12 protein-coding genes are annotated in these 13848 nt (G+C 65.7%); 2 read left to right on the top strand and 10 right to left on the bottom strand.

The window, feature by feature from the left end:
- Nucleotides 1-29: 29 nt before the first annotated feature.
- From ntrX to dusB, 5 genes are all read right to left on the bottom strand, one after another.
- The gene (ntrX, locus tag DES45_RS19460) at nt 30-1400 is read right to left on the bottom strand and encodes a nitrogen assimilation response regulator NtrX (protein WP_114771708.1); all 1371 of its coding nucleotides are present in this window, start codon (nt 1398-1400) and stop codon (nt 30-32) included.
- Nucleotides 1397-3610 carry a sensor histidine kinase NtrY-like gene (locus DES45_RS19455; protein WP_170151571.1) on the bottom strand — a complete coding sequence of 738 codons (2214 nt, stop codon included), beginning with the start codon at nt 3608-3610 and terminating at the stop codon, nt 1397-1399. The genes ntrX and DES45_RS19455 overlap by 4 nt, the downstream gene beginning before the upstream one ends.
- A gap of 120 nt (nt 3611-3730) precedes the next feature.
- On the bottom strand, nt 3731-5185 hold the full coding sequence (gene ntrC, locus DES45_RS19450; RefSeq protein ID WP_114771706.1) for a nitrogen regulation protein NR(I): 1455 nt from the start codon (nt 5183-5185) through the stop codon (nt 3731-3733).
- An 11-nt stretch (nt 5186-5196) separates the two neighbouring features.
- Nucleotides 5197-6297: a two-component system sensor histidine kinase NtrB gene (locus tag DES45_RS19445; protein WP_114771705.1), complete on the bottom strand. Its 1101-nt coding sequence runs from the start codon at nt 6295-6297 to the stop codon at nt 5197-5199.
- On the bottom strand, nt 6294-7313 hold the full coding sequence (gene dusB / locus DES45_RS19440; protein WP_114771704.1) for a tRNA dihydrouridine synthase DusB: 1020 nt from the start codon (nt 7311-7313) through the stop codon (nt 6294-6296). The genes DES45_RS19445 and dusB overlap by 4 nt, the downstream gene beginning before the upstream one ends.
- Before the next feature lie 144 nt (nt 7314-7457).
- Between dusB and DES45_RS19435 the strand changes: the two genes are divergently transcribed.
- A complete protein-coding gene (locus DES45_RS19435; RefSeq protein WP_114771703.1) occupies nt 7458-8651 on the top strand; it encodes a bifunctional 2-C-methyl-D-erythritol 4-phosphate cytidylyltransferase/2-C-methyl-D-erythritol 2,4-cyclodiphosphate synthase in 1194 nt (397 codons plus the stop codon).
- Nucleotides 8648-9136 (top strand): CinA family protein, encoded by a 489-nt coding sequence (locus DES45_RS19430; RefSeq protein ID WP_114771702.1) that lies wholly within the window; start codon nt 8648-8650, stop codon nt 9134-9136. Before DES45_RS19435 ends, DES45_RS19430 begins: the two co-directional genes overlap by 4 nt.
- Here DES45_RS19430 and DES45_RS19425 read toward each other — a convergent pair whose 3' ends face one another.
- From DES45_RS19425 to DES45_RS19405, 5 genes are all read right to left on the bottom strand, one after another.
- Nucleotides 9137-9604, bottom strand: coding sequence for a type II toxin-antitoxin system RatA family toxin (locus DES45_RS19425; protein WP_114771701.1), 468 nt, complete (start codon nt 9602-9604; stop codon nt 9137-9139).
- Nucleotides 9605-10129, bottom strand: a complete 525-nt coding sequence (locus tag DES45_RS19420) for a P-loop NTPase family protein (RefSeq protein ID WP_114771700.1) — start codon at nt 10127-10129, stop codon at nt 9605-9607.
- A gap of 16 nt (nt 10130-10145) precedes the next feature.
- On the bottom strand, nt 10146-11105 hold the full coding sequence (lipA, locus tag DES45_RS19415; protein ID WP_114771699.1) for a lipoyl synthase: 960 nt from the start codon (nt 11103-11105) through the stop codon (nt 10146-10148).
- Between the two features lie 127 nt (nt 11106-11232).
- Nucleotides 11233-12564 (bottom strand): dicarboxylate/amino acid:cation symporter, encoded by a 1332-nt coding sequence (locus DES45_RS19410; RefSeq protein ID WP_114771698.1) that lies wholly within the window; start codon nt 12562-12564, stop codon nt 11233-11235.
- Nucleotides 12565-12729: 165 nt separating this feature from the next.
- Nucleotides 12730-13326 (bottom strand): hypothetical protein, encoded by a 597-nt coding sequence (locus tag DES45_RS19405; RefSeq protein ID WP_147282452.1) that lies wholly within the window; start codon nt 13324-13326, stop codon nt 12730-12732.
- Between the last annotated feature and the right edge of the window lie 522 nt (nt 13327-13848).

Genomic DNA, 13848 nt, shown 5'->3' with positions numbered 1-13848 from the left:
CCTCCGCGCATATTTTCCGTGGATGAGGCCTACCCCCCGATCCCCAGGGACTTCAACTTTCGATGGAGGGCCGACCGCTCCATTCCGATGAATTCGGCGGTTCGCGAGATGTTGCCGCTGAACCGGGCGATCTGAGCCAGCAAATACTCCCGTTCGAAGATCTCCCGCGCCTCTCGCAGCGGCAGGCTCATCAGCTTCTCGCCGCCCGAGCCGCCAGGCGTGGTCGGAACGAGCGTTCCGATCTCGGAAGGCAGCATGTCGGCCGTGATGGCCGCGTCCAGGTCGCCCGAGGAGAGAATCAGCAGGCGTTCCACGTTGTTCCGGAGCTGTCGGACGTTCCCCGGCCAGTCATGCGACTGGAGAACGGCCATCGCATCCTCCGCGATGGTGCGCTTCGGCAGGCCCGTGGCGGCGGAGATCTGGTCCATGAAGAACTCGATCAGCTCCGGCACGTCCTCGCGACGCTCCGCCAGAGACGGCACCCGAATCGGAACGACGCCGAGGCGGTGGAAGAGGTCCTCGCGGAAGCGTCCTGCGGCGATTTCCGCCGGCAGGTCGCGGCTGGACGAGGAGATGATGCGCACATCCACATGGACGCGCGTCGTTCCCCCCACCCGCTGGAAGTTCTGGTCCACTAGGACTCGCAGGATGCGGTTCTGGGTCTCGCGCGGCATGTCGGCGATCTCGTCGAGATAGAGGGTGCCGCCGTGGGCCTCCTCCAGGGCGCCGACCCGGCGTCCCCTGCCCTCGCTGCCCTCGAGGCCGAAGAGTTCGGCCTCCATGTTCTCCGGCGTGATCGTGGCGGCGGAGAGCACGACGAACGGCCCGTTCGCCCGGGTCGACATGCCGTGGATCGTGCGCGCCGTAAGCTCCTTGCCGGTTCCCGGAGCGCCGGTGATCAGGATTCTGGCGTTCGTGGGCGCGGCCCGCTCCACGGCCTGCCGCAGCTGGTTGATCACGATGGACCGGCCGGCGATCCGGCTCGCCTGCACCGAGCGCGCACGAAGGTCGCGCACCTCGCGCTTCAGGCGGGACGCCTCGAGCGCCCTTTCGGCCACGAGCACGAGGCGGTCCGCCTTGAACGGCTTCTCGATGAAGTCGTATGCGCCGGACTTGATGGCCGAGACGGCGGTCTCGATGTTGCCGTGGCCGGAGATCATCACCACGGGCAGGTCCGGATGCTGCGCCTTGACGAGGTCGAGCACCTGCAGGCCGTCGAGGCGGCTTCCCTGAAGCCAGATATCGAGAAAAACGAGGTGCGGACGCCGCGCCTCGATCGAGGCCAGCGCCTCGTCGGAGCTTCCGGCCGTACGGGTGCGGTGCCCCTCATCTTCGAGGATGCCGGCGACGAGTTCGCGGATATCGGCTTCGTCGTCGACGACGAGAATGTCAGCACTCATTGGCGCGCCCCCTGCGATCCGGTCCGGGCAGAGGTCGCGGCAGTCTGCTCCTCTGCGATGTGCTTCTTGGGAATCCACATTCGGACCTGTCCCCCCCTTCCGGCGGGGTTGTCGACAAGCTCCATGCCCCCGCCATGCTCTTCCAGGATCTTGCTCACGATCGGCAGGCCCAGCCCGGTACCTCCCTCGCGCGTCGTCATGTAGGGCTCGAGGAGCCGTTGACGCCCCTCGGCCGGAAAGCCCTTGCCGTTGTCCGTCACCGCAAGGATCAGATAATCCGGATGCGTGTCGTCGAGGATCACGGAGATCCGGCCCTGGCCGCGCTCCTCCTCCGGCACCGCCGCAATCGCCTCGGTGGCATTCTTCACGATGTTGGTGAAGGCCTGCGAGAGAAGGCGGCGGTCGAACGGCGCCACCACAGGCCCGGACGGGACATCGTCCGTGAACTGGATCTCCGGATGCGCGATTCGCATCATGAAGACCACCTGACGGATTGTCTCGACCAGATCCTCGTTCCCGATCGTCGGCTTCGGCATGCGGGCGAATGACGAGAACTCGTCCACCATCCGCTTGATGTCGTCGACCTGCCGGACGATCGTGTCCGTGCACTGATCGAAGACCTCCCGGTCGGTGGTGATGACCTTGCCGTACTTGCGGCGGATCCGCTCCGCCGAAAGCTGGATCGGCGTCAGTGGGTTCTTGATCTCGTGTGCGATGCGCCTCGCCACGTCGGCCCAGGCCGACGTGCGTTGCGCCGTCACCAGATCGGTGATGTCGTCGAGCGTGATGACGAGGTCTCGATCCTCGCTGCGCGCATGCTCGCTCGTGACGCGGACGTTGATGGTCCGCTCCTTGCCCTTCCGGGTGATCTGGATCTGCCGCTGCATCAGCCGCTGGCGGCCGTGGCTCATCTCTTCGACGAGGTCCGCCACCTCGGGCAGGACCAGCATGATCGCTCGTCCCAGGAGTTCGTCGCGGCCGGTCGCCAGCAGCGCCTCCGTGGACGGGTTCACGATGGTGATGATGCCGCGAGCATCGACGCCGATGACCCCGGCCGAAACACCGGCCAGAACCGCCTCCGTGAAACGGCGGCGGCGGTCGATCAGTTCGCTCGCGGCCGTCAAGCCGTCATGCTGCTGGCGCAGCTCCGAGGTCATCTTGTTGAAGGTCTCTCCCAAATGGGCGAGATCGCCCTCACCTTTCCGCACGGGAACCTGGACGTAGAAGTTGCCGGTCGCAACCTGGTCGGTCGCGTGAATCAGCCGCCGGATCGGGGCGACCAGCCGGTTCGCGAAGTTCAATCCGAACCAGATGGCGGAGAGCAGGACGATCAGCGCGATGAGCGTGAACATCGACGCGAAGGCGATCTGGATCCCGGCCTTCTTCTGCTCCAGGGCCATGTAGAACGCCATGCCGGCCTCGGCGGCGATCGGGAACTCGACGGCGCGCGGGTCGACCTCGCGCGCTACGTAGAGAACCCGCCCGCCGTGAGCCTCCAGCGTCAGCATCGACCGGAAGATGTTGCCGGTCCGCGGAAACAGGCAGAGCGCGTCGGTGCTGTTCGAATCGTCGAGATCAGCGGTGCTCGGCTGGGGCACGCCTTCGAGCGGCTTGATCTCGATCTTCTCGACCACCGTGCCATTCTTCTCGACGATCATCGCGAGCGGGAAGCCGAGGAAGACCGCCCGGGACTGCATGAAGTCCCGGAATACCTTGGGGTCCGCGTCATAGAGCACCTTGGCGCGGTTCAGGTCGGCCGCCATCAGTTGCGTCTCACGCGCCAGGGTGCGGCACTGCATTTCACGATATGACTTCGCGATTTCGACCGTGCTGGTCATGATCTCCCGGATGGAGCTCGTGAACCAGGGATCGAGCCCTCGTTCCAGTGTGACCGTTGCGACGACTGCGACCAGGATCGCCGGCAGCACGGCTACGAGACTAAACAGGCCGACGATCCGCACGTGGAGGCCCGCCGCGGCGGCTCCCGCCCGGCGTTCCCGCACAAGCTTCTTGGTCTGCCAGGCGACGATCCCGATCAGCAGGGCGATCAGGATGCCGTTGAGGATGAAGACCCAAACGACCACGTCGTGGGTCGGGAGGATCGGTGTGGCCCCGGACAGGACGAGGAATGTCGCCAGCGCGGACGCGAGCGCCGTCAAAACGGCAACGGGTCCCAGCCAGCCGAAGCTGCGCTGCGGAATATCCGCCATCTGGCGCTGCGCTGGAATGTCTTGGCTGCTCAAGACGGGGCCCCACAAATCAGACGCGTTCGTCGCGTCTCCTCATGGGGTGATGCACCAACACAACACTGTGGTCAAATTAATACAGCCCTAGCGGCCGGACCGCACGACCGACAACTCCAGGTCTCGGACCTTCTTGCGAAGGGTATTTCGGTTGACCCCGAGAAGCTCCGCGGCCCGGATCTGATTGCCACGGGTCGCGGCCAGGGCGGCCCCGATCAGGGGCCCCTCGATCTCGCGCAGGATCCGATGATACAGGCCAGGCGGCGGCAGCGTGTCGCGGAAGCCGGAGAAATACTCGGCCAGATGCCGCTCAACCGCATCGGACAGCCCTTCCGATTCGTGGAGGCGGTCGGCCTTGGAGGCAGCGACCGGCAGGAGCATCGGCTGAGCGTCCAGCTCCGCGTCGATGATCGCGCCGGTGATCGTATCCTGAGGGTAGAGGGCGGCGAGGCGACGCACCAGATTCTCGAGCTCGCGCACGTTTCCGGGCCAGCGGTAGCGCTTGAGCCGGTCCATGGCCTCCACGTCGACCTGCTTGCGGGCCAGCCCTTCTTTCTCCACCAGCACGAAGAAGTGCCGCACGAGGTCCGGAATGTCCTCGACCCGCTCACGCAGCGGTGGCAGGCGCAACGGAACCACGTTCAGCCGGAAGAACAGGTCCTCGCGGAACAGGCCCTGCTGGATCAGAACCCGCAGGTCCTTGTTGGTCGCCGCGACGATGCGGACGTTGGTCTTGATCGGCACCCGTCCTCCGACTGTGGTGTACTCGCCCTGCTGCAGGACGCGCAGGAGGCGAGTCTGGGCCTCCATCGGCATGTCGCCGATCTCGTCGAGGAACAGAGTACCGCCCTCGGCCTGCTCGAACCGGCCCGTGTTGCGCGCGGTGGCTCCCGTGAAGGCCCCCTTCTCGTGGCCGAACAGCTCCGATTCGATCAGCTCGCGCGGGATCGCCGCCATGTTGACGGCCACGAAGGGTCCCTGACGGCGCTTGCCGTAATCGTGGAGCGCACGCGCTACCAGCTCCTTGCCGGTGCCCGACTCGCCCGTGATCATCACCGTCAGGTCCGTCGGCATCAGGCGTGCGAGCGCCCGGTAGATCTCCTGCATGGCGTGGGAGCGCCCGACCAGGGGAATGTCCTCGTTCTCCGCGACCGGGTTCTGGCTGGAGACGGCCCGAGGGCGCGAGAGCGCACGGCCGACGACGGCGACGAGCTCCTTCAGGTCGAAGGGCTTCGGCAGGTACTCGTAGGCGCCCCGTTCCGAGGCCTTGATCGCCGTCATGAAGGTGTTCTGCGCGCTCATGACGATGATCGGCAGGTCCGGCCGCTGCTTCTTGATCCGCGGAAGAAGGTCGAACGCGTTCTCGTCCGGCATCATCACGTCCGTGATGACGAGGTCGCCCTCGCCTTGCGACACCCAGCGCCAGAGCGTTGCGGCATTGCTGGTGGACCGCACCTCGTACCCGGCCCGCGACAGAGCCTGGTTCAGGACGGTGCGGATTGCGGCATCGTCGTCAGCAAGAAGGATCTGTCCGCTGGGCATGGGCTCAAGCCTCACATGTCGGCCGCGCGACCGTCATCGGCACGGTGCATCGGCAGGAGAATTCGGAAAGTGGTGCGTCTGGGGGCCGGATCGCACTCGACGATGCCGCCGTGGTCGCCCACGATCTTGGCCACGAGCGCGAGGCCGAGGCCGCTGCCCTGCACCTTGGTGGTGACGAAGGGCTCGAAGAGATCGCTGGCGAGGTCCGGCGGGATGCCCGAGCCGTTGTCGCTGATGCCGAGCTCGATCGGGAGGCTCAGGCGCTCCTGGGAACCGGGAACCTGGAGCCGCACGCCGGTACGGAACGCCGTGCTCAGGACGATCTCCCCGTCCGACGCATCAATGCCGATGGCCTCGGCGGCGTTCTTGACGAGGTTCAGGACGACCTGGACGAGCTGGTCCCGGTTGCCGAGCACCGGCGGAAGGGACGGATCGTAGTTCTCGACAAAGCGGATGTGACGCGCGAAGCCGGACTGGGCCAGGCGCTTCACGTGGTCGAGGACGCCATGCACGTTGATGGGGCCACGCTCCACCGGCCGCTCCTCGCCGAACAGCTCCATGCGCTCGACCAGCTTCACGATCCGGTCGGTCTCGTCGCAGATGAGCCGCGTCAGCAGCCGGTCGTCCTCGGCGGCGGACTGCTCGAGCAGTTGCGCCGCGCCGCGGATGCCTGAGAGCGGATTCTTGATCTCGTGCGCCAGCATGGCGCCCAGCGCCGTGATCGATCGGGCCGCGCCGCGATGGGTGAGCTGGCGGTCCATCTTGTCGGCGATGGTGCGCTCCTGGAGCATGATCACAACGCTGTCGCTGTCGTCCCCCAAAGGGGTCGCGAACACGTCGACGATCCGCTCGGCGCCGAGACGAGGGCTGCCGATGTCGACCCGGTGCTCGCTCACGCTCGATCCCCGCTGGCGTACGTCCTCCACGAGGGCCATGACGGGTGAGCCGAAGGGAAAGAAGTCGCTGAGCTTCTGGCGCTGCATCATGCGCAGGCTCATCTCGAAGAACGACTCGGCCGCCGTATTGGCGTGGGTTACCTGCTGCGCCGGCCCGATGGTCAGGACCGGCAGCGGCAGCGCATTCATGATGAGATCGTTGATGGCGATCGTCATGCCGCCTCCCGCTCCCGACGGTCATAGAGGGTGCGCAGCAGGGCGACGACGGTGCGGGGCTCCTCCGACGTGACGAGGGCCGTCCTGGTGGACGCCGGCACCTGAAAGCCCGCGGCGATCGCCGCATCGGCATAGGCTGCCAGATGCTTGCGCGCGTGCCGGATGCCGGTCGCCTCGCCATAGAGCGAGAGCAGCCCCTCGTAGTGCTCGACGGCGATCTCCGCCATGACATCCGGCTCAGGGTCGGGAAGCACCCTTCCCTGCAGCGCCGCACCGATCTGGCCGACGAGCCAGGGCCGGCCCACGGCCGAGCGCCCGATCATTACTGCCGCGGCCCCCGAGGCGGCCAGGCAGGCACGGGCGTCTTCGACCGTCCCGATATCGCCGTTGGCGATGACCGGAATGCCGACCGCCTGGACGACGGGCGCAATCGCAGCCCAATCGGCTTTTCCCTTGTAGAATTGCTGCCGCGTCCGCCCATGCACGGTCACGGCCCTGACGCCGAGCGCCTCAGCCCGCCGCGCGAGTTCGGGTGCGTTGATCGATGCGTGGTCCCAGCCGAGGCGCATCTTGACGGTGACCGGCACGCTCGCTGCCTTCACGGTCGCATCGATCAGCCGGCAGGCATGGTCGAGGTCCCGCATCAATGCGGACCCGGCATAGCCGCCGATGACCCGCTTCGCCGGGCAACCCATGTTGATGTCGATGATCCGCGCCCCGGCCTCCTGGGCGACTGCGACGGCGCGCGCCATCCAGGCCGGGTCGCATCCGGCGAGCTGCACCACATGCGGCTCGATTCCCGCCCCCTCGGCGCGAAGCTGCGCCTCGTCCGAGCCTTTGACCAATTCGTCCGAGGCGACCATCTCGGACACGACGAGACCTGCGCCGAGACGCTTGGCAATGCGCCGGAAGGCGACGTCGGTCACTCCGGACAAGGGTGCGAGAACGGTCGGCGTCCCGATCCTGACCGGACCGACATCGAAACTCGTTCCGCCTAATTTTTGATCAACTCTCATTCTGCCTAATCAATAGCCAAAACCGGGCATAGCACAAGCCCCTGCGGAAAGGTGTCTCAGGTGGAATGCACATGCCGCCGAGGTCGATTTGCCTTCGCCATCAGGGTTGCTTAGGAGGGTCGGAGCAACGGAGAGCCGCCCTTCATGCCAGTCGTCGCCCTCATCGTCGCCGCCGGACGCGGATCCCGCGCGGGAGAAGGACTGCCGAAACAGTACCGCTCCCTCGCCGGAACACCGATGCTGACCCGAACGCTGGCGGCCTTTCTGTCCCATCCGGAGATCGACCAGGTGGTCGTGGTAATCCATCCCGACGACCGGGCGCTCTATGAGCAAAGCATTGCGGAAGTTGGGCTTTCCGAATCGCAGCGCCTCCTCCCGCCGGCATATGGCGGAGAGACACGGCAGGATTCCGTCCGTCTGGGTCTCGAAACTCTGGCGGCGACGGCTGACGTCGTCGTTCTCGTCCACGACGCCGCCCGCCCGTTCGTCACCCCCGACCTGATCGAGCGCGCCATAGCGGCCGGGCGACAGGGTGCGGCCGTCCCGGGGATTCCGGTCACGGATACCATCAAGGTGGTCGATCCTCAGGGCGCCGTCGTCTCCACACCGGATCGCACCGCGCTGCGGGCGGTGCAGACCCCTCAGGCTTTCCCGTACGCCATGTTGAGTGAAGCCCACCGCAAAGCCGCCGCTGTAGAGCTCCACGGGTTCACCGACGACGGGGCCCTCGCCGAATGGGCCGGGCTCCCCGTTCGGGTCTTCGACGGCGATCCCGGCAATATCAAGCTGACCCATCCCGTCGATTTCAGTGCGGCGGAGCGAAGGCTGAAAGGCGTATCCATGGCCTACTTGACTCGGCTCGGAACCGGCTTCGACGTCCACGCCTTCGCGGAAGGCGACCATGTCTGGCTCGGCGGCATCCGGGTGCCGCACGATCGCGGCGTGCTCGCCCATTCCGACGGCGACGTGATTCTGCATGCCCTGACCGACGCGATCCTCGGCGCCTTGGCGGACGGCGACATCGGAACTCACTTCCCACCAAGCGACCCGCAATGGCGCGGTGCGTCCTCGGACCGGTTCCTGGCCCATGCGGTCGAACTGGTGCGGCAGCGGGGCGGGATCGTGGATCATCTCGACACCACCCTCCTTTGCGAGAAGCCCCGCCTCGGTCCGCACCGGGAGGCCATGCGCCAGCGGATCGCCGAGATCGCGGGCCTTCGCGTCGATCAGGTCTCCCTCAAGGCGACCACTACCGAGAAGCTCGGCTTCACGGGACGAAGCGAGGGCATCGCTGCCCAAGCCGCCGCTACGATCCGCCTGCCGGAGGTTCCCGCATGACGCCCGAGCTCAAGGCCCGCGCCGCCGCCGTGCTGAAGGCCTACGAGGCCCAGCGGCTGAAGATCGCGACCGCGGAATCCTGCACCGGAGGCCTCGTGGCCGCCCTTCTCACCGAGATCGCCGGCTCCTCGGCGGTGGTGGAACGCGGCTTCGTGACCTATTCGAACGAGGCGAAGACCGAACTCATCGGGGTGCCGGCCGACCAGATCGCAGCCTATGGGGCCGTCAGCGAGCCCGTCGCCAGGGCCATGGCCGAGGGGGCGCTCTCCCATTCTCGAGCCGATGTGGCGGTCGCCATCACGGGCATTGCCGGTCCCACCGGGGCCACGGCGACGAAACCAGTCGGCCTCGTGCATTTCGGGCTGGCGCGCAGGGGTGCGCCGGTTGTCCATCTGGAGCGGCGCTACGGCGATCTCGGACGGGAAAACGTGCGGCGGCGGGCGGTGGAGGACGCCATCGGCCTCCTCGAACGGGCGCTCGGCTGATCAGGCCCGAGCGGGCGATGGCTCTCCATAGACGATTTCCGCCCTCTCCTCAAAGGCTTCCGCGAATTTCCTGAACGCCTTGTCGAACACGGTTCCCATCAGCAGACCCAGAGCGAAGCTCTTGAACTCGTAGTTGATGTAGAACTCGACGTCGCTGCCACTCGCCGTCGGCCGGAAGGTCCAGCGGTTCTCGAGATACTTGAACGGCCCGTTCACGTACTCGACGTTGATCTGCAGGCGCGGGTGGTCGAGGGCCACACGGCTCGTGAAGCTCTCTCGGATGGCCTTGTAGCCGACCGTCATGGAGGCGACGAGGGTCTCGATCCCCTCGCCGCTCTGGACGCGGCGCAGGATGCGAAGCTCCTCGCAAAGCGGAAGAAACTCAGGGTACCGCTCGACGTCGGCCACGAGGGCGAACATCTGGTCCGCGCTGTGCTTCACGGGCCGGGTGGTGCGAAAGGTCGGCATTCAGGCGGCCCCTCGGTAGGAGACAAGTTCGGCCTCGAGGGCCGGGATTTCGGCGCGGGAGCGCAGGACGTAAACGCGCTGATGCGCACTTCGTCTCTCGAGCAGGCGCGCGGTCTTCCCTCGCATCTGCTCAGGATAAGACCAGATCCAGCGCATGAAGGACCAGTCGAAGCGCTCGCTGCAGTCGGGTCCCAGGTCGGGCCGGACCCGGCCGTAGTTGCGAGCCACCCGCCACAGCACACTCAGAGCGCATTGCAAGCGGGGGACGTCCAGCCACACGATCGCCTCGGCCCGCGGCACCCGGATATCGAAGGTGCTCGCGTAGTTGCCGTCCATGACCCACGCAGGACGAGCCGAGAGGCGAGCCACCTTGTCCCGCCATTCCGCCTTGGAGGGCATGGCCCAGCCCGGGCCGAAATATTCTCGGTCCAGGTGAATCAGGGGCAGGTCGAGGCGCATGGCGAGGCGCTGCGCCAGGGTGCTCTTGCCCGCGCCCGGGCTGCCGATGACGAGGATGCGCCGCATGGCCTCTCGCGACGGATCAGCCGAGCTTGGCGAGGCGTGCGGCCTTCAGCTTGGCGAAGTCCTCGCCCGCATGGTGCGAGGATCGCGTCAGCGGGGTGGAGGAGACCAGCAGGAAGCCCTTGGCATAGGCCGTCGTCTCGAAGGCCTTGAACTCGTCCGGCGTGACGAAGCGGATCACCGGATGGTGCTTGCGGGTCGGCTGCAGGTACTGGCCGATCGTCATGAAGTCGACCTCCGCCGAACGCAGGTCGTCCATGAGCTGGAGCACCTCGTTCCGCTCCTCGCCCAGGCCGACCATGATGCCGGACTTGGTGAAGATGGTCGGGTCGAGCTCCTTGACGCGCTGGAGCAGGCGGATGGAGTGGAAGTAGCGGGCGCCGGGACGCACCTTGAGGTACTTGGACGGCACCGTTTCGAGATTGTGGTTGAACACGTCGGGCTTGGCCGCCACGACCACCTCCAGGGCGCCGGGCTTGCGCAGGAAGTCGGGGGTCAGGATCTCGATCGTGGTCTTCGGGCTGCGGGCCCGGATGGCATGGATCACGTCGGCGAAGTGCTGGGCCCCGCCGTCGGCGAGATCGTCGCGGTCGACCGAGGTGATGACCACGTGCTCGAGGCCGAGCTTCTCCACCGCCTTGGCGACGCTCTCCGGCTCGTTGAGGTCGAGAGCCTGCGGCAGGCCGGTCTTCACGTTGCAGAAAGCGCAGGCCCGCGTGCAGGTGTCGCCCATGATCATGAAGGTGGCGTGCTTCTTTTCCCAGCACTCGCCGATATTCGGGCAGCCCGCCTCCTCGCAGACCGTCACGAGCTTGTTTTCGCGCACGATCTTGTTGGTCTCGGCCCATTTGGGCGAGCCCGGCGCCTTCACGCGGATCCAATCGGGCTTGCGCTGCTGGACCGGCTGGTCCGGACGGTGGGCCTTTTCCGGGTGGCGGGGACGATTGTCCCGGTTCAGGAGATCGAGAACGACGGCCATGAAGCGTGAACCTCTGAAGGATGCCGACGAGCATCCCATGCCCGGATGACTTAAGGGTTTCGGGCCGTCTTCGCAATCGGGGCGGACGGAAGGCAGCTCCGCGCGGCCTGCAGAGCGCCGCTCCCGGTCAGTCCGTCGTGACCGCAGTCTCCATGTCCGAAGGGTCGATTTCCTGGTTGAGACCGGCCTGAAGCTTCTCCCGGTCGAGCTCGCCCTCCCACCAGGAGACGACGACCGTCGCCACCCCGTTGCCGGTGATGTTGGTGAGCGCCCTCACCTCACTCATGAACTTGTCGATCCCGAGGACGATGGCCATGCCCGGCACCAGCGCCGGGTTCACGACCGCCAAGGTCGCAGCGAGCGTGATGAATCCCGCTCCGGTTACGCCGCTTGCCCCTTTCGAGGTCAGCAGCGCTACGAGCAGGATGGTGATCTGCTGGCCGAAGGTGAGGTCGATATGGAGAGCCTGGGCGATGAAGAGGGTCGCCAGTGTCATGTAGATGTTGGTGCCGTCCAGGTTGAACGAATAGCCGGTCGGCACGACGAGGCCGACGACGGATTTGGAGCAGCCGAGCCGCTCGAGCTTCTCCATCAGCTGCGGCAGCGCGCTTTCGGACGAGCTCGTCCCCAGCACGATGAGGAGCTCGTCCTTGATGTAGCCGATGAACTTGAAGATGCTGAACCCGGCCATCCGCGCGATGAGCCCGAGAACGACGAATACGAACAAGGCGGCGGTGGCATAGAAGGTCGCGATCAGGCCCAGCAGATTGCCTAATGCCTGCGGTCCGTAACGGCCGATCGTATATGCCATGGCCCCAAAGGCCCCGATGGGAGCCGCCTTCATGACGATGGCGATGACACCGAACACTGCGTGGGCCGTGTCGTCGATGAGATTGCGGAGCGTATTCGCCCGCTCGCCCAAAGCCAGCAGCGCGAAGCCGAACAGGATGGCGAAGAGGAGCACCTGCAGAATGTCGCCCTGGGCGAAGGCACCGACCACGCTGTCGGGGATGATGTGGAGGATGAAGTCCACGGGCTTCTGCTCGGCCGCCTGCTTGGCGTAGCCGGCCACCGCATTGGGATCCGGCGTGCCCGTGAAGCCTGCGCCGGGCCTGACGATGTTGCCCACGAGAAGGCCGATGATGAGCGCGAAGGTCGAGACGACCTCGAAATAGACCAGGGCCTTGATGCCGACGCGCCCGACCTTCCTGGCGTCCTGGATGTGCGAAATGCCCGACACGACGGTGCAGAAGATAATCGGCGTGATCACCATCTTGATCAGCTTGATGAAGCCGTCGCCCAGCGCCTTGATCCAGTCGTTCTTGGCGAAATCCGGAAAGAGCCAGCCGACTATGATGCCGAGAAAGATCGCGATCAGGACCTGGACGTAGAGCACCTTGTACCATGGCTTTCGCCGGGGGATCGGCCGGGCTCGGTCGCTGACGGTGATGCTCGTCATGGCGCTCTCCTCTAACCCATCACCCCCACGGCTCCGCTCTAGAGCCGGGAGGCGACCGAGCGGAGGCTGCTGGGATAACGGGAAGAGGCTGCGGCTGCTCCAGCTCGAACGAAAAAAAGTCTCAAGCTGCCGGTGGCGGAAGAGCCCGCTGGGCCGGAATGCTCGCTATCTACGGGAGCCGACCGTATGAAGGAAGGGCTGGGCCTCCATCTTGTAGCCCCGATCGATCAGCGGGGCGACCCGACGGGCGAGTGCCACCGCCCTCTGTTCGGTGCTCCCGACCTGCAGGAAGGCGATGTACTGCCGGATGAGCTCGACGGTCACATAGTGGAAGGCAGCCTCGGTTCCACGTGCGGCCTCCATGCGCCGGGCCGCCGCCTCCAGCTTCTCGACATAGGATTGCTGTTCGGTCGGTGAAGCGGCCTGGAAGCCGCTCACGCCACCGAATGCTCCCGTGAAGCTGTTCCAGAGGAGCGCGAGGTTCTTGGCGACCTTGTCCTGCTGTTCAGGCTCGAGCCTGTCGAATTCCTCCATCACCAGCTCGACGGGATCCGGCTCGGCATCCGCATCGGAAAGCGAACCGAGCGGCAGGGACGGAAACCGCTCCTGCAGGTGTCGCAGAACGACGGGATATCCCGCCCGCCATTCCGCCCGTGCCCGATCGGTGACGGCCTGCACCATCAGAACGACCTGTTCCGACCTGCGGGCGAGCCTCTGCCTCGACGGAACCGGGACGCCGAGCCGCGATGCCGACCGACGCACCAGCACCCGCACCTGCCTCAACCTGCGCCGGGCCTTCGTCCCCGCGGTGGCCGTTGTCGGAGCTGTGAAATAGGCAGGCAGACGCCGTGACGAGCCATCCATGAAAAACGCCCCAATCGAGTATTTTGTTAGTGTTCGAAATGGCTCTGAGATCGGCGAACCAGATGCCAAGCGAAGTAGCTCAAACAGGGCACCGCCAGACATAGCTATTCAGTATTAGGTCTCATCACACGAAAGGATGAGAACTGCTCCGCTTGGAGCATCATCTTGGATGTTTCGTAGATGAGTTCCGTCTCCGCTTTCCTGCGAAGATTTTCTTACCTAAGAAAACATCGACCCTTTTCAGAACTACTTCCTGGCCTGACCTCGATTGTACGAGACGACGTACTGACGCCGCACTCAGCCCATGCAGGCGCGCCATCCGGAACCGGCATAGGAGCGGCCGGTTGTGCAGGAAGGTCGATCGCGAAAGGGGTGGCAGATGGCACCGAGCAAGCCGGATGATGACCGAGGTAAGGCCCG

Source organism: Microvirga subterranea, from assembly GCF_003350535.1.
In the GTDB taxonomy this organism is placed as follows: domain Bacteria; phylum Pseudomonadota; class Alphaproteobacteria; order Rhizobiales; family Beijerinckiaceae; genus Microvirga; species Microvirga subterranea.
This window is presented reverse-complemented; position numbering and strand designations above follow the sequence as displayed.

Bases quoted from the DNA above. Each gene is read 5' to 3' on its own strand.
- DES45_RS19420 (WP_114771700.1), bottom strand. From the start codon at position 10,129: ATGCGGCGCATCCTCGTCATCGGCAGCCCGGGCGCGGGCAAGAGCACC.
- ntrC (WP_114771706.1), bottom strand. From the start codon at position 5,185: ATGCCCAGCGGACAGATCCTTCTTGCTGACGACGATGCCGCAATCCGC.
- dusB (WP_114771704.1), bottom strand. From the start codon at position 7,313: ATGAGAGTTGATCAAAAATTAGGCGGAACGAGTTTCGATGTCGGTCCG.
- DES45_RS19430 (WP_114771702.1), top strand. From the start codon at position 8,648: ATGACGCCCGAGCTCAAGGCCCGCGCCGCCGCCGTGCTGAAGGCCTAC.
- DES45_RS19410 (WP_114771698.1), bottom strand. From the start codon at position 12,564: ATGACGAGCATCACCGTCAGCGACCGAGCCCGGCCGATCCCCCGGCGA.
- lipA (WP_114771699.1), bottom strand. From the start codon at position 11,105: ATGGCCGTCGTTCTCGATCTCCTGAACCGGGACAATCGTCCCCGCCAC.
- DES45_RS19435 (WP_114771703.1), top strand. From the start codon at position 7,458: ATGCCAGTCGTCGCCCTCATCGTCGCCGCCGGACGCGGATCCCGCGCG.
- DES45_RS19455 (WP_170151571.1), bottom strand. From the start codon at position 3,610: ATGGCGGATATTCCGCAGCGCAGCTTCGGCTGGCTGGGACCCGTTGCC.
- DES45_RS19445 (WP_114771705.1), bottom strand. From the start codon at position 6,297: ATGACGATCGCCATCAACGATCTCATCATGAATGCGCTGCCGCTGCCG.
- DES45_RS19425 (WP_114771701.1), bottom strand. From the start codon at position 9,604: ATGCCGACCTTTCGCACCACCCGGCCCGTGAAGCACAGCGCGGACCAG.
- ntrX (WP_114771708.1), bottom strand. From the start codon at position 1,400: ATGAGTGCTGACATTCTCGTCGTCGACGACGAAGCCGATATCCGCGAA.